This is a genomic window from Pseudomonas sp. TMP9, from assembly GCF_037943105.1.
In the GTDB taxonomy this organism is placed as follows: domain Bacteria; phylum Pseudomonadota; class Gammaproteobacteria; order Pseudomonadales; family Pseudomonadaceae; genus Aquipseudomonas.
Map to the genome: position 1 here is coordinate 45,069 of NZ_CP149803.1, position 25,677 is coordinate 70,745.

The window sequence follows — 25,677 nt, forward strand, 5'->3', positions numbered from 1 at the left end:
TGGCACGGATGCCACGTACCTCGCACGCCCGCCTTCGTTTACGACAGGCGGGCGTCGTTGTGTCAACGCGCTGTAACTTTTCTGTCACATCGGGCGGATAGAGTAGCTGAGCTGGTAGCGACAGAACTCATTACGGCGCGCTCATAGCTGTGCAGAGACGCTCTTATCTATGAATGACTTGGCTAGTGAAACCATGACCGCCACATCAAAACCTCTAGGGCTGGACTTCAACACGCCGGCGTTGCAGCGCAAGCGGCGCATTCGTGCGCTGAAAGATCGCGTTGCCCGCTGGGCCGTTTCCATCGGCGGCATGGCCGTGCTGGGTGCTATTACGCTGATTTTCTTTTACCTGGCCTATGTGGTCCTGCCGATGTTTCAGGGCGCGAGCATAGACAGCCGCGAATCGGTGTCAGTGGCTTGGTTGAACGAGGCCGCGCCCCCTTTGCTGCTGACGCTGGAAGAGCAGAATCAGGTGGGCATGCGCCTGGATCAGAGTGGTCAGGTGCAGTTTTTTGATGCTGAGAAGATGCAACCGCTGACGTCTGTGCAATTGCCGATACCTGCCGATGCACGCATCGTCTCGATTGCTCAGGATCAACCCGGCAGCAACCGCGTGGGTCTGGGTCTGTCTAATGGCCAAGTGCTGGTATTTCAGCATGCTTATAAACTTAGCTATCCCAATGACGTGCAAACCGTCACGCCAAAAATTGAGTACCCATTCGGCGAAGCGCCGATTGTGCTTGACGCCCAAGGGGGCGAGTTAGATCACCTCAGCCTCAGTCTGAACAGCGGTACCTTGATGCTGGCCGGCTCAACCGGCACTGCGCTGCACGTATTAAGCCTGGGCCGCGAAGAGAACCTGATGACCGGTGAGGTCACGCTCAGCGAAGAGCGCCTCGCCCTCCCGCAGATTGCTGAGCCGATCAAGGCCCTGATCATCGACCCACGCCATATGTGGATGTATGTGATCAATGGCCGCGCCACGGCGGATGTCTTCGACATGCGCAGCAAGACCCTAAATGGTCGCTACAAGCTGCTGGCGGATGCCACGCTTGAAGTCAGCAATGCCACCCCGCTGCTCGGCGGCATCTCACTATTAATCGGTGACAGCGCGGGCGGTATTGGCCAGTGGTTTATGGTGCGCCAGGACGATGGCAAGGCCTTGCTGACCTCAATCCGCAGTTTTCAGCTGGCTGACAGCCCGATCACCCAGATTATTCCAGAAGAGCGTCGCAAGGGCTTCTTCGCCTTGGATGCCAACGGTAACCTGGGTATTTTCCACAGCACGGCGCACCGTACCTTGCTGGTCGAGCCGGTTGCTGAGGGCCAGGCTTTGCTGGCCCTGTCGCCGCGTGCCAACCGCGTATTGGTCGAGAGCGAAGGCCAGTTGCAACGCCTGACAATCGACAACCCACACCCGGAAATTTCTTGGAGTTCACTGTGGGGCAAGGTTTGGTATGAGAACTATGACGAGCCCGGTTACGTCTGGCAGTCGACCTCTGCCAGCACCGATAACGAACCCAAGCTGAGTCTTGCGCCACTGGCCTTTGGTACCCTGAAAGCGGCCTTTTACGCCATGCTCGTGGCAACACCTCTGGCCATCGCGGCGGCGTTGTATACCGCCTATTTCATGGCCCCGGTGCTGCGTCGCAAGATCAAACCGGTGATTGAGCTGATGGAGGCGCTGCCGACGGTGATTCTCGGTTTCTTCGCCGGCCTGTTCCTCGCGCCCTATTTGGAAAACCACCTGCCGGGTATCTTCAGCCTGCTGATTTTTACCCCAATCGGTATCATGCTCACCGGCTACTTGTGGAGTCGTTTGCCCGAATCAGTCCGTTTGAGCGTACCGGATGGCTGGGAGTCGGTGCTGTTGATCCCGATAGTCCTAGCGGTTGGCTATGTCTCGTTGGCCATGAGCGGGCATCTGGAAAGCTGGCTGTTCGACGGCAATATGCGCCTGTGGCTGAGCAATGACTTAGGCATCAACTTCGATCAGCGCAATGCGCTGGTGGTTGGCCTGGCCATGGGCTTTGCGGTGATTCCGACCATTTACTCGATTGCCGAAGATGCCGTGTTTAGCGTGCCCAAGAGCCTGACCTTTGGCTCCCTGGCCCTCGGTGCCACGCCGTGGCAGACCCTGATACGGGTGGTACTGCTGACTGCCAGCCCGGGCATCTTCTCGGCGGTAATGATTGGCATGGGCCGCGCGGTCGGCGAAACCATGATCGTGTTGATGGCCACCGGCAACACCGCAATTATGGACATGAACATCTTCGAGGGCTTGCGCACGTTGGCTGCCAACGTGGCGGTGGAAATGCCTGAATCGGAAGTCGGTGGTACGCACTACCGCGTGTTGTTCCTCTCCGCGCTCGTGCTGTTGGCGTTCACCTTTGTCATGAACACCTTGGCAGAACTGGTGCGCCAGCGTCTGCGGGTGAAATACGCATCGCTGTAAAACATAGCCTGCGCAGGCAGGCTGAACTGATGGCCCTCGCCATTTGAGCGAGGGTGCCCGGAGGGCGGGAGAGGGTGTTTCGGCATGTGCCGCTGCCCTCGCCCCCAGCACCTCTCCCGCCAGCGGGATTGAGGTGTGAATGCACGATTTTATTCAAGGTGTGATGCCGTGAAACAGAACAACCTGAAAACCTGGTTCAAGAGCGGTACGCCGTGGATCTGGATGAATGCCGGTGCGGTGTCGATCGCGGTGATCATGACCCTGGGCCTGCTGATGGTGATTGCCGTGCGCGGCCTTGGCCACTTCTGGCCGGCGGATGTCGTCGAAGTCAGCTACCAAATCCCGGGGCAGGAATCCCGTTTGATGGCCGGCGAAATTAGCCGCAGTGAAGAAGTGCCGCGCGCACGCTTGGCCGCTTCCGGTATGCCGGTGGATGCAGCCGGCGGCGAGTTTATGACCCGTGAGCTGCTTAAGGTCGGTAACCGTGATCTGTATGGCGCCGACTTCTCGTGGGTGGTCAGCGAATGGCTGAGCAACCCCAGCACGCCGGAAAACCTTGTCGTGCTGGAGCGCCGTGAGTGGGGTAACTTCTACGGCTACTTGGTCAACGTCAAAGAAAGTGGCGAGCTGGTTGCGGAAGGTGATGCCAGCTGGCCGGTACTGCAAGAACGTATTGCCCGCGTCGAAAAGCTGCACACACAACTGGTACGCCTGGAAAAGAAAGACATTGGCCGAATTAACGCCGGGCTTGAGCGCATCCGTTTAAATACTCGCAGGCTGGAGCTGCAAGGCAACCTGACCGAAGTGGCTCAAGCTGAGATGGATGCCGAACGCGCGCAGTGGGATGCCGAATACAAAGTGCTGGAAACCGAGTTGATTGCGCTTAACCAAGCCTTCAACCGTGACAGCGTAACGGTGCGCAGCACCGAGGGCCGCGAAATCACCTTGACCTTGGGCAAAGTGGTGCGGGCCTTCCAGCCCAATGCCATGGGCAACTTTGACAAGCTCGGCTTCTACTTCGTCAAGCTGTGGGAGTTCGTCAGCGACGAGCCGCGAGAGGCGAATACCGAAGGCGGTATCTTCCCGGCCATCTTCGGCACTGTGATGATGACTATGATCATGGCCGTGATTGTTACCCCGTTCGGTGTAGTGGCGGCTATTTACCTGCGCGAATACGCTAAACAAGGGCCGCTGACGCGGGTGATCCGAATTGCGGTGAATAACCTCGCCGGTGTGCCAGCGATTGTCTACGGCGTATTTGGCTTGGGCTTCTTTGTCTATGTGCTGGGTGGCTCAATGGACCGCATGTTCTTCCCGGAATCAGCGCCAGCGCCGACCTTTGGTACGCCTGGGCTGATGTGGGCGTCCCTGACGCTGGCGATTCTGACCTTGCCAGTGGTAATTGTGGCCACCGAAGAAGGCCTGGCACGGATTCCACGGGCTGTGCGTGAGGGCTCATTGGCCCTTGGCGCAACCAAGGTAGAAACCCTCTGGCGCGTGGTGCTGCCAATGGCCAGCCCGGCGATGATGACCGGTCTGATTCTTGCCGTGGCCCGCGCTGCTGGCGAAGTGGCGCCGCTGATGCTGGTGGGCGTAGTGAAACTGGCGCCAAGCCTGCCAGTAGACGGTAACTACCCGTACCTGCACTTGGATCAGAAGATCATGCACTTGGGCTTCCACATCTATGACGTCGGCTTCCAGAGCCCCAACGTTGAAGCGGCGCGGCCGCTGGTGTATGCCACCGCGTTACTGCTGGTGCTGGTGATCGTGGTGCTCAATATGGCAGCGGTGTACATGCGTAACCGCCTGCGTGAAAAGTACAAAGCGCTGGACCATTAATCATGACGCGGCGGCCTATCGGCCGCGCGGCTAAACCTATCTGTTAGCGTCGGGAGCATCCCATGCAGCACGAAGCACACACACACGGTATCGACATCTCGGCACTGGGTCGCGATCGCCAAAGCCTGAACATCGCCAACGAGCGCGTGGCTATCGATGTTCCCGGCTTGAACCTTTTCTACAGCGAAAAGCAGGCGCTGTTCGACGTCAAAATGACCATTCCCAACCAGCGTGTGACCGCCTTTATCGGCCCGTCTGGTTGCGGCAAATCGACCCTGCTGCGCACCTTCAACCGGATGAACGATCTGGTCGACGGCTGCCGCGTAGAGGGCGAAATCAACCTTGACGGTAAGAACATCTACCGCAAAGGTGAAGACGTCGCCGAGTTGCGTCGCCGTGTCGGCATGGTGTTCCAAAAGCCCAACCCGTTCCCCAAGAGTATCTATGAGAACGTGGTCTACGGCCTGCGTATTCAGGGTATCAACCAGAAGCGTGTGCTCGATGAAGCCGTGGAGTGGGCACTGAAAAGCGCGGCGCTGTGGGAGGAGGTCAAGGACCGTCTGCACGAATCAGCCTTGGGCTTGTCGGGCGGCCAGCAGCAGCGTCTGGTGATCGCCCGTACCGTGGCGGTGCAGCCGGAAGTGCTGCTGCTCGACGAGCCGTGCTCAGCCCTCGACCCGATCTCGACCTTGAAAGTCGAAGAGCTGATCTACGAGCTGAAATCTAAGTACACCATCGTCATCGTCACCCACAACATGCAGCAAGCGGCTCGGGTGTCGGATTACACCGCGTTTATGTACATGGGTAAATTGATTGAGTTTGGTGATACCGACACCCTGTTCACCAACCCGGCGAAGAAACAAACAGAGGACTACATCACCGGTCGTTACGGCTGATGGTCATGGCAGAGTGCGCTGGGTTGCGTCGGCGGAAGTTGTAATGTCTGCGGTCCGTCTCGTTGCCCAGCACCCTCTGCTAACGCCCATCCTAAGCAGAGACGTTTTCGGTTAACTCAAGGGTTTGCACATGATCAACAAAGAAAATCTTACTCAGCACATCTCCCAGCAGTTCAATGTTGAGCTGGAGGAGGTGCGCAGCCACTTGCTGGCCATGGGTGGCTTGGTCGAGAAGCAGGTCAACGACGCCGTCACCGCGCTGATCGATGCCGACTCCGGTCTGGCTCAACAGGTGCGCGAGGTCGACGAGCAGATCAACCAGATGGAGCGCAACATTGACGAAGAGTGCGTGCGCATTCTTGCCCGTCGTCAGCCAGCGGCCTCCGACTTGCGGTTGATCATCAGCATCTCCAAGTCGGTGATCGACCTTGAGCGCATTGGCGATGAAGCCACCAAGATTGCTAAGCGCGCGATCCTGCTGTGCGAAGAAGGCGAAGCCCCACACGGCTATGTGGAAGTGCGGCATATTGGCGACCAAGTGCGCAAGATGGTGCAGGACGCACTCGATGCTTTTGCCCGCTTCGATGCTGATTTGGCATTGTCCGTCGCGCAGTACGACAAAATCATTGACCGTGAATACAAGACCGCTCTGCGCGAGCTGGTGACGTTTATGATGGAAGACCCGCGCTCTATCTCGCGCGTGCTCAACATCATTTGGGCCTTACGTTCGCTGGAGCGTATCGGTGACCACGCGCGCAATATCGCCGAGCTGGTCATCTACCTCGTGCGCGGCACTGATGTGAAGCACATCGGCTTGGCGCGCATGCAGGAAGAAGTGCAGGGCATTAAAAAAGACGACTGAGTCAGGCGCTGCCGGGTAACGCGGATGCGCTGCCCACCGGCAGAAATCGCCTGATCGCGACAGTGTGTGAATTTCGGTTGGCCTTTGGTCAGTGGCCACGTCTATGCTTAAGGCCATCAGAAATGGGAGTGGCCGATGAGCAAAATCAGCGTGCTGGTGGTGGACGATGCAACGTTTATCCGTGACCTGGTAAAAAAGGGCTTGCGTGATAACTTCCCCGGCATCCAGATCGATGAAGCCGTGAACGGGCGTAAAGCCTTGCAAATGCTCACCCGTCAGCCGGTTGATCTGATTCTTTGCGACTGGGAAATGCCGGAAATGTCTGGCCTGGAATTGCTCAGCTGGTGCCGCGAACAAGACAGCCTAAAGACCGTGCCGTTTATCATGGTCACCAGTCGAGGTGATAAGGAAAACGTCGTGCAGGCCATTCAAGCCGGCGTGTCCGACTTTATCGGCAAGCCCTTCACCACCGAGCAGCTGACCACCAAGGTAAAAAAAGCCCTGAGCCGCGCCGGTAAGTTGCAGGCATTGTTATCGAGCGCGCCGCCGAAAATGCTCAGCAGCGGCGCCTTTGCCAATGATTCACTGTCGGCGCTTACCGGCGGTAAGGCGGATATGCTCAAGCCTGCAGCTACACCCGCCGTGCAGACTGTCGCCGGTTTCGCCGCAAAGCCTGCCGCCAGTAAAACCGCCGTCCCCAGCGCGAGCAGCGGGCGCGGTCAGGGCCAGTTACGCTTACCTAACGGCAGCATGAGTTGTGTGATTAAAGCGCTGAGCCTTAAAGAAGCCCTGCTGGTGGTTAAGCGCACCGATAGTCTGCCACAGGTTTTGCAAAGCGCTGTGTTGGACTTAGAGCAGGGGGAAGCAGCGGAAACTGCACGCCTCAACGGATACCTGCATGCTGTGGCGGCATTCGAGGCCAAGCCGGACAGCGAGTGGCTGCAGCTGACGTTTAAATTTGTCGACAGCGACCCGCAAAAACTCGACTACATCTCGCGGCTGATTGCCCGTGGTACGGCGCAGAAGCACTTCAGCCCTGGCGCCTGACCGTGCCCGCTCAGCGGTCCCGTTTAGCCGGCGCGTGCGAGATGGCTCACAACCCTGGTGCCGTGGTTCGCTTAGCGCGGGATCGGCTGCTAATCTACTCCTCCCGCACAAGCACATCATAAATACTGGGTCGTTATGCTAGGGCGTCTGATCTTTCTCTGCAGTGCGTTAACCCTTGCCACCCAGGCAACGGCGTTGACCATTTATAAGTACACCGACGCCAACGGCGTGGTCACCTATACCGATCAGGCTGCGCCTGGCGCGCAAGTGTTCGTGTTTCGCGACCGCATGGTCGAGCGTTTGGACAATCAGGTAAAGCTGGAAACCAAGAAGCACGAAGCCGGTGAAACCTTGTTGGTCCGCAATGATTTGTTCGCGCCGGTGCAGATTGAATTACGCCTCGAAGCCACTGATAACGTCACCGGCGTTACGGACGAGCCCATCAGTTGGGTGCTGCCGCCGCGCAGTAAAATCCGCCTCGCTACCCTCGCGCCGCGTGATGCCAGCCAGCCTATGCGCTACACCCCCAAGTTGCGCTACGCCCTAGGCGACCCGCGCCTGTTGCCGACCCAGAAGTACTACCCATTGCCGTGGCGTGGCGGTCCCTTTCGCCTGACCCAAGGCGCTAATGGTAAGTACAGTCACTACACACCCAAAGGCCGTTACGCGGTGGACATTGCCATGCCGGAAGGCACGCCAATTGTCGCGGCGCGCAGTGGCGTTGTGGTGAAAACCGAGAATCAGCAGAGTGGCCGTGGCAATAACCCCTCCGGCAATTACGTGCGCATTTTGCACGAGGACGGCACCATGGGCGTGTACCTGCACCTGATGAAAGGTTCGGTGGTGGCCCGCGAAGGCAGTCACGTCAGCGTGGGCAGCTTGCTTGCGCGCTCCGGTAACACCGGCAACAGCACGGGCCCGCACCTGCACTTTGTGGTGCAGCGCAACGTCGGCTTAGCGCTGGAGTCGATCCCTTTTGACTTTTCCCAGCCGGTTAACAGCCTGCCCAATTTTGCCGTAGGCGGCGAATAAGAACCTGCTTACCTTCTGCTGCGCGTCGGCCCTACTGCGTTTAAAACAGGCTCGAACGCGAGCCCAGTCCGCCTCCTCGCCGTTTTGACCAGCCGAAGGCTGTTACTGCGTAGCGCCTTTTAGGACTCTAGCTCGCGAGATCGTAAACACGTTCTACGGCAGTCTGCCCCTCAGTCCAGCTTGAGCACCTTGGCCAAGAGAATCTTCGGGCCTTTCATCTTTTTGATGATGATGCGCAGGCCGTCCACCTCCAGCACTTCCTCTTCCTCGGGCATGCGCTTGAGGGTTTCATAGATCAGTCCGGCCAGGGTTTCCGCTTCGACATGGTCGAGGTCGACCCCGAGCAGGCGCTCAACTTTAGCCAGCGGCGTGTCACCGCGTACCAGCAGCTTACCTGGCTGATAGGCGAGGATGCCGCGCTCGGCTTTGCGGTGTTCATCTTGAATATCGCCGACCAAGGCTTCCAGCACGTCTTCCATGGTCAGGTAGCCGATCACTTTGCCGTCGGCTTCTTCGACCAGCGCAAAGTGCGAGCCGCCGTGGCGAAACTGCTCCAGCAGGTTGGACAAGGGCATGTGCCGGTTAACCCGCTCGACGGGGTGCATCAGGTCGGCCAGTTTTAGTGCCGAGGGCAGCATCTCCAGCAGGGACAGGTGCAGCAGCAGGTCTTTGATATGCAGCACGCCGACAAAGGTACCGTTAGCGTCATCGTAAATGGGGTAACGGCTGTACTTGTGCCGGCGGAACACGCTGAATACCTCGTCCAGCGCCGCATTGAGCGGCAGGGACACCAGGTCTTCGCGCGAATTAGCCCAGTCCACCACTTCCAGTTCGCCCAGCTCAACGGCTGAGGCTAATACACGCATGTCCTGATCATTGCTGGTGCTGGCGCGGCTGGAGTGCAGAATCAACTTAAGCTCGTCGCGGCTGTAGGGATGCTCATGGTGCGGGCTGGGTTCGTCTTGGCCGGCCACGCGCAGGATGGCCTTAGCGCTGGCATTCAGCAGAAAGATGGCGGGGTACATCGTCCAATAAAACAGGTATAGCGGCGCCGCCGTCCACAGCGACAGCAACTCGGGTTTACGCAAGGCCCACGATTTAGGTGCCAGTGCGCCAACCACAATATGCAGGTAGCAAATGACAAAAAAGGCGCTGAAGAAGGCGATGCCATGCACCAGCCTCGGTGAGTCGATGCCGATGGCCGCCAGCAGCGGTTCGAGCATGTGCGCAAAAGCCGGCTCGCCAACCCAGCCGAGGCTCAAGGAGGCCAGGGTGATGCCCAGTTGGCAGGCTAAAAGATAGGCATCGAGTTGGTTGTGCACGGTGCGCAAGATATGCCCGCGCCAACCGTTTTCTGTTGCAAGAGCTTCAACCCTATTGCGGCGCAGCTTAACGATGGCGAACTCAGCGGCGACGAAGAAGCCATTGAGCAACACCAGAAACAGGGCGAAGAGCATAAGGCCGAAATCGGCGAAGTAACTGCTGGCCGCGTAACTCGTGAAAGGGTCCATAAAAGGTTCGGGTAGTGGATGGCCGTTAGAGGGTGCAGGCTGGCTGTTGCCTTTGCAAGTCGTGGCGCCTATTGGCCACGCCGCACCACTTGCCCGTTGGGGAAGTGGCAGGTAAATACGCTGCCTGAGCCCAAGACACTGCTGATATCCAAGCGGGCTCGATGGCGCAGCAACACATGCTTAGCGATGGCCAGGCCAAGGCCGGTACCGCCGGTGTTGCTGGCGCGGCTAGAATCTACCCGGTAAAAGCGCTCGGTCAGGCGCGGCAGGTGTTTGGCTTCGATGCCCAGGCCGGTGTCCTCCACGCTGAGGTGCGCGCCCTGTTCGTCGCCCCACCAGCGGATGCAGATTTCGCCTTCATCCGGCGTGTATTTCACCGCGTTGAACACCAGGTTAGAGAACGCGCTGCGTAACTCCGCTTCGCTGCCTTTGAGTTTCAGGTGTGGGTCAGCTTCCAAGCTGATGCGGTGATGACGCGCGCCGGAGAGCGCTTGGGCATCGTTTTTGATGCTCAGCAATAACAGATCAACTGCCACTGGCTGGTTATCTGAGGGGTAGTCGGTGGCTTCAAGTTTGGCTAATAAAAGCAAATCATTGAGCAGGTTTTGCATGCGCCCGCCCTGCTGCTGCATTTGCTGCAGGGCACGTAGCCAGCGCGGGTTGATGTTGTCGACGTTGTCCAGCAAGGTTTCCAAGTAGCCTGAAATCACTGTCAACGGGGTGCGCAGTTCGTGGGACACGTTGGCGACAAAGTCTTTGCGCATTTGCTCCAGTTGATGCAACCGAGTGATGTCGCGCACCAGCATCAGGTGTTCACGGTTGCCATAGCGGGTGATATGGAACTGTAGGCGCAAACGGTCATTAATCGGCGAAGGCAGTTCCAGCTGCTCGGCGTAGTTATGACTTTCGAAATACTCAAAAAAGCGCGGGTCGCGCACCAAGTTAGTGATTTGCTGCCCACTGTCCTGCGGCGTTTTCAGGCCCAACAGTTTTTCTGCTGCGATGTTCCACCATTCCAAGTTGCCGTCGCGGTCGAGCATGATCACGGCATCTTTCAGCGCCGCCGTGGATTCTTGTACGCGATCAATCACCGCCTGCAGGCGGTCGCGTGCTTTCTGATCGCGGCGCTGCAAGCGGTAAATGCTGTCGAGGACGTCGCCCCAAAGGCCGTAACCCTCTGGCGGCGTTTCATCTGCCTGGCGGGTACGCAGCCATTTGTGCAGGCGCAACAGTTGTTGCAGGTGCCAACCGAGGTAACCGGCAAGGCCGATTACTAAGGCCCAAGCGTACTCGCCGGTGATCAAGCCGAGCAGTAGGCAGACACCCACTAACAGCAGCAAGCGACGTATCAGTGGGCCGCGCCAGTCTTGATTCAATTCACATTCATCCGCCAATCAATCGGTGGTTAGCCAGGTCATGCCGCGGCACAGCCTAGCTTTTGGTGGAGAAACGGTAACCCGTGCCGCGCACGGTCTGCACCAGGTTTTCGTAAACCTCACCCAACGCTTTGCGCAGACGGCGGATATGCACGTCGACGGTGCGCTCCTCCACATACACGTTGCCGCCCCAGACCTGATCAAGCAACTGGCTGCGCGTGTAGGCACGCTCTTGGTGAGTCATAAAAAACTGCAGCAAGCGATACTCAGTGGGGCCCATCTCGGCGGGCTTACCGTCGATAGTGACGCGGTGGCTGACCGGGTCTAGCAGCAGACCGCCAACTTCGATGGGCCCCTCGCTGTCAACCGGACCGGCACGACGCAGCACGGCTTTTAGGCGCGCGACCAGTTCGCGTGGGGAGAAGGGCTTGGTGATGTAATCATCGGCACCGACTTCCAGGCCTTGGATTTTGTTGTCCTCTTCGCCTTTGGCGGTGAGCATGATGATTGGAATATCGCTGGTCAGCTCATCGCGCTTGAGACGCCTGGCCAGTTCGATGCCGCTGGTACCAGGCAGCATCCAGTCGAGCAGAATAAGGTCAGGTTTACGGTCTACGATGATGGCGTGCGCCTGCTGGGTATTCTCCGCTTCTAGGCAGTCATAGCCGGCCATCTCTAGGGCCACGGCGATCATTTCACGGATCGGTGCTTCGTCATCGACGATCAGGATGCTCTTGCCAGCCATGCGTCAAACCTCAGGTCATCTCTCTGTTATGGGCTGCATTAGATAACGCAATTATTGCAGCCTTATGACAGTCGTGTGGCGCGGCTCTGTAACGATGCCCACATCGGCGGGGTTATGCCTACCCGCGCAACGCGTAATCGAACACCACGCCAAGAAAAATCGCCAGTCCGGCCCAGTGGTTGTGTAAAAACGCATTGAAGCACGCCATTGGCTTACGATTCTGGGTCTTGTGGTATTCCCAGGCAAAGCAGCCGGCCGCAACCAGAAGGCCGGCATGGAAGTACACGCCCAACTCGAAACGCGCCGCCGCTAATAACAGGCACAGCAACGCCAAGCCCTGAAGGATGACGATGATCAGGCGGTCGGCATCGCCAAACAGAATGGCGGTGGATTTCACCCCAATCTTCAGGTCGTCGTCGCGGTCAGCCATGGCGTAATAGGTGTCGTAGGCCACCGTCCACAGCAGGTTGGCGATATACAGCAGCCAAGCCTCCGGCGTTACGCTACCGGTTTCGGCGGTAAACGCCATGGGCATGCCCCATGAGAATGCCGCCCCCAGCACCACCTGCGGGTAGAAGGTGAAGCGCTTCATAAAGGGGTAGCAGGCCGCCAATGCCAGGCCGCCAAATGACAGCCAAATAGTGCTGGCGTTGGTAAACAGCACCAGTACAAAACTCAGCGTCAGCAGCACGGCAAACAGAATCAGCGCTTCGCGCGGTTGCACCCTGCCGCTGGCCAGCGGGCGGGCTTTAGTCCGGCTGATGTGGCCGTCGATTTTGCGGTCTGCGTAATCATTAATGACGCAGCCGGCAGCGCGCATGAGGAATACGCCGACGATGAAGATAAACAGGTTCTTCGCGCTCGGTACACCTTCGGCCGCCACCCACAACGCCCACAGCGTCGGCCATAGCAGCAGGTAAATGCCAATGGGCTTGTCCAGGCGCATCAGCTGAATAAAGTCCCAAGCGCGCGGATGCAAGCGGTTGAGTGAGTGCAGCAAGCGGGTATACATCGAGCGCGTCTCCATGCGAGTTATGGCGGATTATACGGAGTCGGTGCGCGAGGTGGCCTCACCCATCCTAAGGCTCAAGGGCGGTAGCGGCCCAGAAGGCCGGCAGGAATACTTCAGCGACCAAAACGCTCAATGCGCCTCGACTAAAGCATGAGCGGCGCGCCCATAAATCGGTGCCTCGTACGGCTTCGGGCAGCCAAGCGGCGGGGTAGTGGCAGGCCTGCAAGGGCCCGCGAGCAAAGGCGCGGTCACTGAACAGTAATTCGCCGAGGGAGCGACTGCCAAGCTTATCGAGGCTCATGTTCGCTGTTTGCAATGCGCTGCGTGCCGCCACGCTACGGGCAAATACCCACGGCCGTTGATCCCCACGCAGAAACACCTCACGCACCCAGCCCTGGCTGCCTTCGGCGACATTCAGAGCGGCGCATTCGTCACTGCGCAGGCTTTGCCAGCCTTCGCTCAGGGGCACAACGCTGAAGCGATTGGCTGACAATTCGATCAGGCGCTGGGTGAGCGAGTCTTGGTTGATGAACAGCCAGCCGTAAACGTCCGCCACCGGAGGCGGTTGCAATTGGCTGGCGGTTAACCAGTGGGGCGGATCAGCAAGGAGGGCGTCGGACACGGTCGAGAAGTCACCACAAACGAAAGCGTAGGAGTGTAACAAATGCCGATAAGCATCCAGCGACCTGCCACGCCAAACACTTATGGCTGCATACGCGCGCCTTGGGGTCCGATAGCTCAGTTGTGGCGCACTCCTCACTACGCCCAGCCCTCAAGGCGCATGGTGGCTCGGACCAAGCGTTGCTCTTCTTCTTCAATCTCTTTGAGGTTGTCGCGGATGCTATGGATGTGTGCGCGTGCTGCGCGCTGGGCTTGCTCGGGTAGGCGTTCGATAACCGCGTGATAGAGGCGCGTGTGCTGGCGGTCGATCTGGCCCTTCTGCACAGGCCGGTGGTACAGGTTGTTGACCGAGGCGAATACCGTGCTGAGCATCAAATCAGTCAGCGACTGCAAGGTGTGCAGCAACACCGGATTATGCGACGCCTCGCAAACGGCCAAGTGGAAAGCATGGTCAAGGCGGGCATGTTCACGCGGCTCGGCGGGGACTGCTTGGCTGTGGGCCGCGAGCATTTCTTCATAGCGGCGGGTTAGCAGGACGAAATCCGCGTCGGTACCGCGCAGGGCGGCCAAGCGCGCCGACTCGGCTTCGAGAAGAGCGCGCACCTCAAGTAGGTCGAAGAGGGTGCGCGGCTGCGAGTTGAACAGGTGCATCAGCGGGCTGGCGTCGCGTGGCCCGTTCAGCGAGGCCACTCGCGAGTCACGGCCTTGGGCTGTCTCGATGATGCCGCGACCACGCAGCACCTTCAGCCCCTCGCGCAGGGCTGAACGGGATATGCCCAGCTTCTCGCACAGGCGCCGTTCCGAGGGCAGCGCCTGGCCGACCTTGAGCACACCGTCGACGATCAAGCGCTCGATACGTTCAGCGACCACATCACTGACCTGGCGGCGTGTTTCAGGGCTTTCAGCGGTCATATCCATACTCCGAGAAACTGGTAGGACCAGTTTTAACTAGCTGATCACGAGGTGATCAATATAAGGCGCTAATCCAGTAAAGGTAAGGTCTGGTGCGACATTACGTCGCCAAGTGGAGTGAAATAACTGGTCATACCAGTAAGTAAGACGATGGACGCTGGGCGCACAAGTCTCTACACATGGGTCACAAAAAGCAGGCCGCTGCGCTATTGGCACTGCACAAAAGAACCCGCCACGCGAGAGAGAGCCTGCCATGAGTATTCTTTACGACGAGCGCGTTGACGGGGTACTGCCCAAGGTCGATAAGTCAGCCCTGCTGGCTGAACTGCGTGAGCTTCTGCCGGATATGCACGTGCTGCACACCCAGGAAGACCTTAAACCCTACGAATGCGATGGGCTCTCGGCCTATACCACCACGCCGATGCTGGTGGTGTTGCCGGAGCGCATTGAGCAGGTCGAGCGCCTGCTCAAGCTCTGCTATCAGCGTAATGTGCCCGTGGTCGCACGCGGCGCTGGCACGGGCCTGTCGGGTGGTGCGTTACCACTTGAGCAAGGCATTTTGTTGGTGATGGCGCGCTTCAAGCACATCATCGAAGTCAATCCCGCAGGCCGCTATGCGCGGGTGCAGCCTGGTGTGCGCAACCTGGCCATCTCCCAAGCCGCCGCCCCCTATGATCTGTATTACGCACCGGATCCGTCCTCGCAAATCGCCTGTTCAATTGGCGGTAACGTCGCCGAGAACGCCGGGGGTGTGCACTGCCTGAAATACGGCCTGACCGTGCACAACCTGCTCAAGGTCGACATCCTTACCGTCGAAGGCGAGCGCATGACCCTCGGCAGTGATGCCCTGGATTCACCGGGTTTCGACCTGTTGGCCTTGTTCACGGGCTCCGAAGGCATGCTCGGCATCATCACCGAAGTCACCGTCAAGCTGTTGCCTAAGCCGCAGGTGGCGAAAGTGCTGCTGGCCAGCTTTGACTCGGTGGAGAAGGCCGGTCGCGCGGTGGGTGAAATCATTGCGGCCGGGATCATCCCCGGCGGCCTGGAGATGATGGACAACCTGGCGATTCGCGCCGCTGAAGATTTTATCTACGCTGGCTACCCGGTGGATGCCGAAGCCATCCTGCTCTGTGAGTTGGACGGTGTGGAAGCCGATGTGCATGACGAGTGTGACCGAGTTAAGGCCGTACTGATCCAGGCCGGCGCCACCGAGGTGCGCCTAGCGCGTGATGAAGCGGAGCGCATCAGATTCTGGGCCGGGCGCAAGAACGCCTTCCCGGCGGTGGGACGTCTTTCGCCAGACTATTACTGCATGGACGGCACCATCCCGCGCCGCGAGCTGCCGGGCGTGCTCAAGGGCATCAGCGACCTCTCCGAGGAGTTTGGTCTGCGTGTGGCCAACGTGTTCCATGCCGGTGACGGCAACATGCACCCATTGATTCTGTTTGATGCCAACCAGCCCGGCGAGCTGGACCGCGCCGAGACCCTGGGCGGCAAGATCCTCGAACTCTGCGTCAAGGTCGGTGGCAGCATCACCGGCGAGCACGGCGTGGGCCGCGAGAAGATCAACCAGATGTGTTCCCAGTTCAACAGCGACGAGCTGACCCTGTTCCACGCGGTCAAAGCAGCCTTCGATCCGAGCGGCCTGCTCAACCCCGGCAAGAACATTCCGACCCTGCACCGCTGCGCCGAGTTCGGCTCCATGCATGTGCACCACGGCAAGCTGCCTTTTCCTGAACTGGAGCGTTTTTAATGGTTATGCGGCATGACGCAGATGCCAGTGCGGCGCTGCTGGAACAAGTCAATCACAGCCTCAACAGCTCGACTGCATTGCGCATTCAAGGCGGCAATAGCAAAGCGTTCCTCGGCCGCAAGGTCGAGGGTGAAGTGCTGGATATTCGCGCCCACCGCGGCATTGTCAGCTATGACCCGACTGAGCTGGTGATAACCGCGCGCGCCGGCACCCCGCTGGCTGAGTTAGCAGCAGTACTCGATGAGGCCGGGCAGATGCTCACCTGCGAGCCTGCACAATTCGACGGCGCGGCGACCCTTGGCGGTATGGTGGCCAGCGGTCTTTCGGGCCCGCGCCGACCCTGGTCTGGTGCGGTACGTGACCTGGTGCTGGGCACACGCCTGATCACCGGCCTGGGTAAACACCTGCGCTTTGGTGGCGAGGTGATGAAGAACGTCGCCGGCTACGACCTCTCGCGCCTACTGGCCGGCAGCTTTGGTTGTCTTGGGGTGATTACCGAGGTATCGCTCAAAGTGCTGCCCAAGCCGCGCCAGTGCCTCAGCCTGCGCCTTGAAATGGACGCCGTCTTGGCCCTGCAAAAGCTCGCCGAGTGGGGCCAACAGCCGATTCCGCTGAGCGCCGCCAGTCACGATGGTAAAGCCTTGCACCTGCGCCTGGAGGGCGGTGAAGGTTCGGTAGCGGCGGCTCGCGAACGTATCGGTGGCGAGCTGCTTGAAAGCGCTTATTGGGCTGACCTGCGTGAGCAGCGCTTGGGCTTCTTTGCCGATCCACGGCCGTTGTGGCGGTTATCAGTGCCGAGCCATACCGGCGTGCTGGCATTGCCCGGTGAACAGCTGATCGACTGGGGCGGCGCACAACGCTGGTTGAAGTCTGATGCTGATGCCGCGCTGATTCGTCAAACCGTCGCCGCAGTCGGTGGCCACGCCACCTGCTTCACGGCCGGCCACTGCGACAGCCCATTTCATCCGCTGGCTGCACCGCTGCTGCGCTATCACCGCCAGCTTAAAACCCAGCTCGACCCCCAGGGCATCTTCAACCCTGGCCGCCTGTATGCCGAGGTATAGCTGTGCAGACCAATCTGAGTGAACAAGCCAAGCTACTGCCGCGCGCCGAGGAAGCTGAACGTATCCTGCGCAGCTGTGTGCATTGTGGCTTCTGCAATGCCACCTGCCCGACCTATCAACTGCTGGGCGACGAGCTGGACGGCCCGCGCGGGCGCATCTACCTGATCAAGCAGGTGCTTGAAGGCAATGAAGTCACCGTCAAGACCCAGCTGCACTTAGACCGCTGCCTCACCTGTCGTAATTGTGAAACCACCTGCCCGTCGGGTGTGGAGTACCACAACCTGCTGGATATCGGCCGCGCCGTGGTCGATGCCGCCGTGCCCCGTCCGCTGGCGCAACGGGTATTGAGTGAAAGCCTGCGTGCGGTAGTGCCACATGCGGGGCTGTTCAAAAGCCTGACTCAGGTCGGCCAAATATTCCGCCCGCTGCTACCGGCCAGCCTCAAGGCCAAGCTTCCGCGCGCGGTAACTGCTGCCAAACCACGTCCTGAACCACGCCATGCCCGCCGGGTGCTGATGCTGGAAGGCTGCGTACAGCCTGGCCTGGCACCCAACACCAATGCCGCCACGGCGCGGGTACTTGACCGCTTAAACATCAGCGTCACGCCGATCTATGAAGCCGGCTGCTGCGGCGCGGTGGACTACCACCTCAACGCCCAAGAGCGAGGCTTGCAGCGCGCCCGGAAAAATATCGACGCCTGGTGGCCGGCTATTGAACAGGGCGCTGAGGCCATCGTGCAGACAGCCAGCGGTTGCGGTGCCTTCGTCAAAGATTATGGCCACTTGTTGGCGCAGGATTTCGCCTATGCGGAGAAGGCCAAGCGCGTCAGTACGTTGGCCAAAGACTTGGTTGAGGTGCTGAGCGCCGAACCGCTGGAGCAGTTGGGTGTGCACGCCGACAAGCGTTTGGCCTTCCATTGCCCTTGCACCTTGCAGCATGCGCAAAAGCTCGGCGGCGCGGTCGAGGGCGTGCTCAGCCGCCTTGGCTTCGGCTTGACCGCCGTGCCCGACAGCCACCTGTGCTGCGGTTCGGCCGGGACCTATTCGCTGACCCAGCCGGAGCTGTCCAAGCAGCTGCGCGACAACAAAATGAATGCCCTGGAAAGCGGCAAGCCGGAGGTGATTGTCACCGCTAACATCGGCTGCCAAACCCACCTCGACGGCGCCGGTCGCACCCCTGTGCGGCACTGGATCGAACTCGTCGAAGAAGCCCTGAATTAACCGGAGAACACCATGCTAAGCAAAGCCGTTTTGAGCCAAACCGAAGTCAACCGCATGCTCACTGCTGCGCGCAGCGAAGCCGAAAAAAATCAGTGGGCGGTGACCATCAGCGTGGTTGACGACGGCGGCCACTTGCTTGCCCTGGAGCGTCTCGACGGTTGCGCCCCAATTGGCGCTTACATTTCGAGCGAAAAAGCGCGCAGCGCTGCCATCGGCCGCCGCGAAACCAAGAGCTTTGAGGACATGGTCAATGGCGGACGTACGGCATTCCTGTCCGCGCCATTGGTGACCTCGCTGGAAGGCGGCGTGCCGGTGATCGTTGACGGCCAGGTGATCGGTGCATTGGGTGTTTCCGGAGTCAAAGCTGATCAAGACGCGCAAGTGGCTAAAGCCGGCGTCGCTGCACTGAACTGATTCGCATAGTGAGGCGGTTCCTCAGTGATCCGCCAACCGCCTAGCGTCTCACCTGTACTGATTTTGGAGAGTGGAAAATGACCGATCGCGTGAACTGCCAGCGCCTGCAAGTGGCCGCCAACCTGCAACGTTTTATCGACGAGGAAGTGCTGCCGGGCAGCGGTATTGAGCGCGACGCCTTCTGGGCCGGCTTCGATGCCCTGGTGCACGACCTAGCGCCGCAAAACCGTGCGCTGCTGGCCGAACGTGATGCCCTGCAAGTCCAGCTGGACACCTGGCACCGCGAGCATCCCGGCCCGATTAGCGACATGCCGGCGTATCGCACGTTCCTCGAATCCATCGGCTACCTGTTGCCGCAACCTGACAGCGTGCAGGCCAGCACCGCCAACGTCGACAGCGAGATCACCACTCAAGCTGGCCCGCAGTTGGTGGTGCCGGTGATGAATGCGCGCTACGCGCTCAACGCGGCCAACGCCCGCTGGGGTTCGCTCTACGATGCCTTGTATGGCACCGACGCTATCTCTGAAGACGACGGCACGCAAAAGGGTCCGGGCTATAACCAGGTGCGCGGCGACAAGGTAATTGCCTTTGCTCGTGCCTTCCTCGATCAGTCCGCACCATTAGCCACTGGCTCCCACGTCGATTCGACGGGCTATCAGGTGATTGATGGCCAGCTGCACGTCAGCCTGAAAGATGGCAGCCACAGTGGCCTGGCTCAGGCCGAAAAATTTGTCGGTTTTCAGGGTGAGGCCAGCGCGCCGACGGCGGTGCTGCTGAAGAACAACGGCCTGCATGTAGAAATCCAGATTGATGCCAGCAGCCAGATCGGTGCTACCGACGCGGCTGGGGTCAAGGACCTGCTGCTCGAGTCGGCGCTGTCGACCATTCTCGACTGTGAGGACTCCGTGGCAGCAGTCGACGCCGACGACAAGGTGGTGATCTACCGCAACTGGCTCGGCCTGATGAAAGGTGACCTCAGCGAAGAACTGGAGAAGGGCGGTAAGCGCATTGTCCGTCGCCTCAACCCCGACCGCGAGTACACCGCCGCTGCCGGTGGCGAACTGAAGCTGCATGGTCGTTCGCTGCTGTTTGTGCGCAACGTCGGCCACCTGATGAGCAACCCGGCGATCCTCGATGGCGAGGGGAACGAGATCCCTGAGGGTATTCTTGATGGTGTGATGACCAGCTTGTGTGCGCTGCACGACTTGCAGCGTCGTGGTAACTCGCGCACCGGTAGCGTGTATATCGTTAAACCGAAGATGCACGGCCCGGCCGAAGTGGCCTTTGCCGATCAGCTGTTCGGTCGGATTGAAGACCTGCTACAGCTGCCACGTCACACCTTGAAAATGGGCATCATGGACGAGGAGCGTCGCACCAGTATCAACCTCAAGGCCTGCATCGCGGCCGCTGGCGCCCGCGTGGCTTTTATCAACACCGGCTTCCTTGACCGCACCGGTGACGAGATGCACACCGCCATGCAAGCCGGCGCCATGCTGCGCAAAGGCGACATGAAGAGCAGCGCTTGGATCCAGGCGTATGAGCGCAACAACGTGCTGGTGGGCCTGAGCTGTGGCTTGCGTGGGCGCGCGCAAATCGGCAAGGGCATGTGGGCCATGCCGGACCTGATGGCCGCCATGCTTGAACAGAAAATTGGCCACCCTAAAGCCGGCGCCAACACCGCCTGGGTACCGTCGCCAACCGCCGCCACCTTGCACGCCATGCACTACCACCAGGTGGATGTGCAGGCGGTGCAGCGTGAGCTGGAAGCCATCGACTTCAATAGCCAGCGCGATGAGCTGCTCAACGGGCTGCTCAGCGTGCCGGTGGCGGCCGAGCGCAACTGGAGCGCCAGCCAGATTCAGCAAGAGTTGGACAACAACTGCCAAGGCATCCTCGGTTATGTGGTGCGCTGGGTGGAGCAGGGCGTGGGTTGCTCCAAGGTGCCGGATATCCACAACGTCGGCCTGATGGAAGACCGCGCCACCTTGCGTATCTCCAGCCAGCACATCGCCAACTGGTTACACCATGCGGTGATCAATGAGGCCCAGGTACGCGAAAGCCTTGAGCGCATGGCCAAGGTGGTCGATCAGCAGAACGCCAGTGACAGCGCTTACCGGCCAATGGCAACGGACTACAGCCAGTCGGCAGCCTTCCAAGCGGCCAGTGATTTGGTGTTCAAAGGCCTTGAGCAACCCAGCGGCTATACCGAGCCATTGCTGCATGCCTGGCGCCTTCGTTTCAAACAACAAGAGGGCTAAATAGGCTCGGCTGTTAAAGCGCCCCGTCAGACTCGTGCTGCCGGGGCGATTGAGCATTGATGATGGCGGGATATCCCCCGTTCCATCATCCAAGGAACTGCTAAAGGTTGGCTGAGAATGTCTCGGTGGCCCAGCAGGTCCGTGTGCGAGGCACCGGGTATCCCCGGAACACTGTGGTTCACAATAACAAATAGGAACCAACTCATGAGTCAAACACTGCTGTCGATACTGGCCTTTGTGCCACTGGTACTGGCGGGTGTGCTGCTGATCGGCTTTCGCTGGCCAGCCAAGTACGCTATGCCGGTGGTCTTCCTGCTCACCGCGATCATTGGTCTAACGTCCTGGGATATGTCCTTCAATCGGGTCTTGGCGTCCAGCCTGCAAGGCCTGGTTCTCACCGCCGCGATCCTCTGGATCATCTTTGGTGCGATCCTGCTGCTCAACACCCTCAAGCATTCAGGTGGCATCGCAGCCATTCGCCGTGGCTTCGCCACCATCACCCCCGACCGTCGCGTCCAGGCGCTGATCGTTGCATGGCTGTTTGGTTGCTTTATCGAGGGTGCCTCGGGCTTTGGTACGCCGGCTGCTGTGGCGGCGCCGTTGTTGGTGGCACTGGGTTTCCCGGCGCTGGCGGCAGTGGTGTTGGGCATGATGGTGCAATCCACGCCGGTATCCTTCGGTGCTGTGGGTACACCGATTCTGGTGGGTGTGGCTGGTGGTCTGGACCAGGCGGGCATGTCCGCGCAGCTGGCCACACTCGGCAGTAGCTGGGAGGTGTTCTTCCACCTGATCTTCTCGCGCGTGGCGATCACCCACGGCCTGATCGGCATCTTTATGCCACTGATCATGCTGTCGATCATGACGCGCTTCTTCGGCAAGAATCAGTCGTAGAAAGAAGGCTTGGAAATGGCCCCGTTTGCCATCTTCACTGGCTTGGCTTTCGTCATCCCTTACATCGCCGCCGGGGTGTTCCTCGGTCCGGAATTCCCGTCGATGATCGGTGCGATGGTTGGCCTGGCGATTGTGATCCCCGCGGCCAAGGCGGGCTTCTTGCTGCCTAAGACCACTTGGGACTTTGCGCCGGCCAGCGAGTGGCCAGCCGAGTGGATGGGCAAGATCGAGATGAAGCTCGACGACATCGCCGGTAAAACGCCGATCTCCGTACGCATGGCCTGGGCACCTTATGTGCTGCTAGCGATATTCCTGGTGGCATCGCGCGTCTTCCCTGAGCTGAAGGCGGCCTTGCTGTCGGTCAGTATCGGCTGGATCGACATCCTCGGTGAAACCGGTATCTCCGGCAAACTTGAGCCGTTATACCTGCCGGGCGGCATCCTGATCATGGTGGTGCTGGTCACCGCGTTGCTGCACCGCATGCGGTTGTCCGAATTGGGTGCCGCGATCAACGAGTCGAGCCGTACCCTACTGGGCGCGGGTTTCGTGCTGATCTTCACCATTCCGATGGTGCGGATTCTGATCAACTCCGGCGTTAACGGAGCTGATCTGGTGTCGATGCCGGTGGCCATGGCGCAACTGGTGGCCGACAGCGTGGGCGGTGTTTATCCGTTCTTCGCGCCGGCTGTGGGTGCGTTGGGGGCCTTTATCGCCGGTTCCAACACCGTGTCCAACTTGATGCTGTCGCAGTTCCAGTTCAATGCGGCCAGTCTGCTCGGAGTATCCGGTGCGATGATGGTGGCCGCGCAATCGGTGGGCGCGGCGGCGGGTAACATGATCGCCATTCACAACGTGGTAGCGGCTTCGGCCACTGTGGGTCTGCTGGGTCGCGAAGGGATCACCCTGCGCAAAACCATTCTGCCGACCCTCTACTACCTTGTTGCTGCTGGTAGCATCACCATGATTGCGATGTACGGCATGGGTATTTCTGATCCGTTGATGCAAGCGGCGGGTTAAGCGGCCCACCTCTGCCCGCTATACCGCGGGCAGAACCCTAAGTTGATTGGCCGCCCATGAGGCGGCCTTTCTCGTCCTGCGGCTTGGCGCATCTGCGTATATACGGTAGTTTCCGCAGCGCAACAGCCGTGTGATTCCCTGAGGTAGTTATGAAAAAGTGGCAATGTGTGGTCTGTGGACTGATTTACGACGAAAGCCAGGGCTGGCCTGATGACGGCATCGCCGCCGGTACGCTGTGGCAGGATGTCCCCGAAGACTGGCTGTGCCCTGACTGCGGTGTGGGCAAGTTGGATTTCGAGATGATCGAAATCGGTTGAGCCCACGCTAAGCCAAGCGCGGCTGACGTTGTAGCCATGCTACATGGCCTTCTTCAGACGATAAAACGGCGACCTGTGGGTCGCCGTTTTGCTGGTTAAGAGCGGCCCGGCATCGTTTACGCGGCTCGTCATGCCGATTAATGGGGCTTCAAAAGCTCCGCCAGCGCGCTTAATTTGGCGCTGTTCAAACGCGCCTAAGTCTGACCATCGGTCCTGAATTTTTATGGCGTATTAACCTGCGCCCCATGCGAGGAATACAGCATGAATGCCCCTGTCGTTATCATCGGTACTGGCCTAGCCGGCTACAACCTCGCCCGTGAGTTTCGCAAGCTCGACAGCGAAACGCCGTTGTTATTGATCACCGCAGACGACGGCCGCTCGTATTCCAAGCCGATGTTGTCCACCGGTTTCGCGAAGAATAAAGACGCTGACGGCCTAAGCATGGCTGAGCCCGGTGCGATGGCTGAGCAGTTGAAAGCGGAAATTCGTACCCATACGCGTATCGGCGGCATTGATCCGGGGCACAAGCAGCTGTGGATAGGCGAGGAGGCGGTGGCCTATCGGGATGTGGTGCTGGCCTTGGGCGCTGAAGTGATTCGCGTGCCGGTGCAGGGTGATGCTGAGGATGCCATTTTCTCCATCAATGATTTGCAAGACTACGCACGTTTTCGCAGCGCGGCGGCCGGCAAGCAGCGCGTGCTGCTGCTCGGCGCTGGGTTAATCGGCTGTGAGTTTGCCAATGATCTGATCCTCGGCGGTTATCAGGTTGAATTGGTCGCGCCTTGCGAGCAGGTAATGCCCGGCTTGCTGCATCCGGCCGCTGCTGCAGCGGTGCAGGCAGGGTTGCAAGGCTTGGGCGCGCGTTTTCACCTCGGGCCGATATTGGCCAGCCTGAACCACAAAGATGATGCGCTGCAGGCGCAGCTGTCTGATGGCACGCTGATCAACTGTGATCTGGTGCTTTCGGCGGTGGGTCTGCGCCCGCGCATTGAGCTGGCAGCCGCTGCTGGCTTGGCGATCAATCGCGGCGTGGTGGTCGACCGCCAGCTGCGCACCTCACACGCCAATATCTATGCCCTAGGCGATTGCGCCGAGGTGGACGGTATCAACCTGTTGTATGTCATGCCGCTGATGACCAGTGCCCGAGCGTTAGCACAAACCCTCGCCGGTAACCTGACAGCGGTGACCTATGGGCCGATGCCAGTGACAGTGAAAACTCCGGTCTGCCCGCTAGTGGTATCGCCACTACCGCGTGGGATGCAGGGCGAGTGGAGCGTGGAGGGCACGGGTGCTGACATCAAAGCGCTGTGCCACGACAGCAGCGGCGCGCTGCTCGGTTATGCGCTCACCGGGACAGCTGTGCAGGAAAAATTGACCTTGAATAAGCGTCTGCCGGCGCTATTGGCCTGAATGACGGCTGTTCTGTCGGATATGCCACAAATTTGCCCGGCATAACTGCCGTACAAGGCTGGCGCAGGGCCCGATGGCGTGCCATTCTCCCCGAGTCTGCCGCAGCCTAGAGCTGTTGCGGCGCCTTGGTATCTGCTCGCGCAGAGCAGCCCGGACACAACAACAAAAAACCGTAAAGAGGCATTTATGCGTAAACCGGAACTCGCCGCCGCCATCGCCGATAAGGCGGATCTAAGCAAAGATCAGGCAAACCGTGTACTCAACGCCGTACTCGAAGAAATCACCAACGCCCTGAACCGTAAAGACAGCGTCACCTTGGTGGGCTTTGGCACGTTTGTGCAACGCCACCGCGGTGCTCGCACCGGTAAAAACCCGCAAACCGGTGAGCCTGTGCAGATCAAGGCCAGCAACACCGTCGCCTTTAAACCGGGTAAGTCCCTGAAAGACGCGGTCAACTGAGCCCTCAGGCCCGGGGCCTTTGGCTCCGGGCTGCTCCCCATCGGTCTGCGTATTCACACGCCCTCTTTTGGCCGGATGTAGTCCCTGCAACAAACCGCTACACTGCGCCGCCTTTCCCTTAGCTTTTGCGAGGCCTTGCGCATGAAATTTCGTTTTCTTCTGTGGATGCTGGGCCGCCTGATGGTCAAGGCCAGCCGCACCAACCCGGCGTTCCAGCAGCAGCTGGTGAATCGCGATATGGTTTTCCAGTTGCACACCCTAGACGGCAATGTTGCCCGTCACTTCATCGTCAAAGACCAGCGCATCACCAGCAAGCGCGGCCCAGCAAGCGAGCCGGCCTTTGCTTTAGGTTTTAAGGATGCGGCCTATGGCTTCGCCACCATGAGCGCAAAAAATAAGCAGCTGGCCTTTATGCAGGGCATTCAGAACAAAGATATCCAGATTCAGGGCAACCCAGCGCTGGTGATCTGGTTCCAGGGTCTGACCAAATACCTGATGCCAAAAAAGAAAGACGCCAGCAAAAAAGCGGCCTGACCCGCAGCTGGGCCCCCAAGGGCTGGCCGGCA

General features: G+C 59.5%; 21 protein-coding genes and 1 pseudogene. 16 read left to right on the top strand and 6 right to left on the bottom strand.

All coding sequences use genetic code 11. From position 1 onward, the window contains the following. Positions 1–169 precede the first annotated feature (169 nt). From WF513_RS00220 to WF513_RS00245, 6 genes are all read left to right on the top strand, one after another. A complete protein-coding gene (locus tag WF513_RS00220; RefSeq protein ID WP_339080736.1) occupies positions 170–2,455 on the top strand; it encodes an ABC transporter permease subunit in 2,286 nt (761 codons plus the stop codon). 222 nt (positions 2,456–2,677) lie between these two features. Further along, complete coding sequence (pstA, locus tag WF513_RS00225) at positions 2,678–4,294, top strand: phosphate ABC transporter permease PstA (RefSeq protein ID WP_339083659.1); 1,617 nt, start codon at positions 2,678–2,680, stop codon at positions 4,292–4,294. A gap of 62 nt (positions 4,295–4,356) precedes the next feature. Further along, positions 4,357–5,190: a phosphate ABC transporter ATP-binding protein PstB gene (gene pstB / locus WF513_RS00230; RefSeq protein WP_339080737.1), complete on the top strand. Its 834-nt coding sequence runs from the start codon at positions 4,357–4,359 to the stop codon at positions 5,188–5,190. A 130-nt stretch (positions 5,191–5,320) separates the two neighbouring features. Further along, a complete protein-coding gene (phoU, locus tag WF513_RS00235) occupies positions 5,321–6,052 on the top strand; it encodes a phosphate signaling complex protein PhoU (protein WP_339080738.1) in 732 nt (243 codons plus the stop codon). A gap of 135 nt (positions 6,053–6,187) precedes the next feature. After that, positions 6,188–7,099 (top strand): response regulator, encoded by a 912-nt coding sequence (locus WF513_RS00240; protein ID WP_339080739.1) that lies wholly within the window; start codon positions 6,188–6,190, stop codon positions 7,097–7,099. A gap of 135 nt (positions 7,100–7,234) precedes the next feature. Continuing rightward, a complete protein-coding gene (locus tag WF513_RS00245) occupies positions 7,235–8,131 on the top strand; it encodes a M23 family metallopeptidase (protein WP_339080740.1) in 897 nt (298 codons plus the stop codon). A gap of 170 nt (positions 8,132–8,301) precedes the next feature. Here WF513_RS00245 and WF513_RS00250 read toward each other — a convergent pair whose 3' ends face one another. The 6 genes from WF513_RS00250 to glcC form a co-directional block, all read right to left on the bottom strand. Further along, complete coding sequence (locus WF513_RS00250) at positions 8,302–9,642, bottom strand: hemolysin family protein (RefSeq protein ID WP_339080741.1); 1,341 nt, start codon at positions 9,640–9,642, stop codon at positions 8,302–8,304. 68 nt (positions 9,643–9,710) lie between these two features. Then, a complete protein-coding gene (gene phoR / locus WF513_RS00255; protein ID WP_339080742.1) occupies positions 9,711–11,018 on the bottom strand; it encodes a phosphate regulon sensor histidine kinase PhoR in 1,308 nt (435 codons plus the stop codon). Positions 11,019–11,073: 55 nt separating this feature from the next. Then, positions 11,074–11,763 carry a phosphate regulon transcriptional regulator PhoB gene (gene phoB, locus WF513_RS00260; RefSeq protein WP_339080743.1) on the bottom strand — a complete coding sequence of 230 codons (690 nt, stop codon included), beginning with the start codon at positions 11,761–11,763 and terminating at the stop codon, positions 11,074–11,076. Between the two features lie 118 nt (positions 11,764–11,881). Then, the gene (ubiA, locus tag WF513_RS00265; RefSeq protein WP_339080744.1) at positions 11,882–12,775 is read right to left on the bottom strand and encodes a 4-hydroxybenzoate octaprenyltransferase; all 894 of its coding nucleotides are present in this window, start codon (positions 12,773–12,775) and stop codon (positions 11,882–11,884) included. A gap of 67 nt (positions 12,776–12,842) precedes the next feature. Next, the gene (locus WF513_RS00270) at positions 12,843–13,397 is read right to left on the bottom strand and encodes a chorismate lyase (RefSeq protein ID WP_339080745.1); all 555 of its coding nucleotides are present in this window, start codon (positions 13,395–13,397) and stop codon (positions 12,843–12,845) included. A gap of 137 nt (positions 13,398–13,534) precedes the next feature. Continuing rightward, entirely contained in the window at positions 13,535–14,308 is a 774-nt protein-coding gene (glcC, locus tag WF513_RS00275) for a transcriptional regulator GlcC (protein ID WP_339080746.1), read from the bottom strand. A 253-nt stretch (positions 14,309–14,561) separates the two neighbouring features. Between glcC and glcD the strand changes: the two genes are divergently transcribed. From glcD to WF513_RS00325, 10 genes and pseudogenes are all read left to right on the top strand, one after another. Continuing rightward, positions 14,562–16,061: a glycolate oxidase subunit GlcD gene (glcD, locus tag WF513_RS00280; RefSeq protein ID WP_339080747.1), complete on the top strand. Its 1,500-nt coding sequence runs from the start codon at positions 14,562–14,564 to the stop codon at positions 16,059–16,061. Beyond that, positions 16,061–17,125, top strand: coding sequence for a glycolate oxidase subunit GlcE (glcE, locus tag WF513_RS00285; RefSeq protein ID WP_339080748.1), 1,065 nt, complete (start codon positions 16,061–16,063; stop codon positions 17,123–17,125). Before glcD ends, glcE begins: the two co-directional genes overlap by 1 nt. 2 nt (positions 17,126–17,127) lie before the next feature. Then, positions 17,128–18,345, top strand: a complete 1,218-nt coding sequence (gene glcF, locus WF513_RS00290; RefSeq protein ID WP_339080749.1) for a glycolate oxidase subunit GlcF — start codon at positions 17,128–17,130, stop codon at positions 18,343–18,345. Between the two features lie 12 nt (positions 18,346–18,357). Then, the gene (locus WF513_RS00295) at positions 18,358–18,759 is read left to right on the top strand and encodes a heme-binding protein (protein WP_339080750.1); all 402 of its coding nucleotides are present in this window, start codon (positions 18,358–18,360) and stop codon (positions 18,757–18,759) included. A gap of 77 nt (positions 18,760–18,836) precedes the next feature. After that, a complete protein-coding gene (locus WF513_RS00300) occupies positions 18,837–21,017 on the top strand; it encodes a malate synthase G (protein ID WP_339080751.1) in 2,181 nt (726 codons plus the stop codon). Between the two features lie 204 nt (positions 21,018–21,221). Next, positions 21,222–22,925, top strand: a pseudogene (locus tag WF513_RS00305) (L-lactate permease). Positions 22,926–23,074: 149 nt separating this feature from the next. Further along, positions 23,075–23,242 carry a rubredoxin gene (locus tag WF513_RS00310; protein ID WP_090250760.1) on the top strand — a complete coding sequence of 56 codons (168 nt, stop codon included), beginning with the start codon at positions 23,075–23,077 and terminating at the stop codon, positions 23,240–23,242. A 261-nt stretch (positions 23,243–23,503) separates the two neighbouring features. Next, positions 23,504–24,652 carry an FAD-dependent oxidoreductase gene (locus tag WF513_RS00315; RefSeq protein WP_339080752.1) on the top strand — a complete coding sequence of 383 codons (1,149 nt, stop codon included), beginning with the start codon at positions 23,504–23,506 and terminating at the stop codon, positions 24,650–24,652. Positions 24,653–24,838: 186 nt separating this feature from the next. Beyond that, positions 24,839–25,111 (top strand): HU family DNA-binding protein, encoded by a 273-nt coding sequence (locus tag WF513_RS00320; protein ID WP_339080753.1) that lies wholly within the window; start codon positions 24,839–24,841, stop codon positions 25,109–25,111. Between the two features lie 141 nt (positions 25,112–25,252). Further along, entirely contained in the window at positions 25,253–25,645 is a 393-nt protein-coding gene (locus WF513_RS00325; protein WP_339080754.1) for a helicase, read from the top strand. The last annotated feature ends 32 nt before the right edge of the window (positions 25,646–25,677 follow it).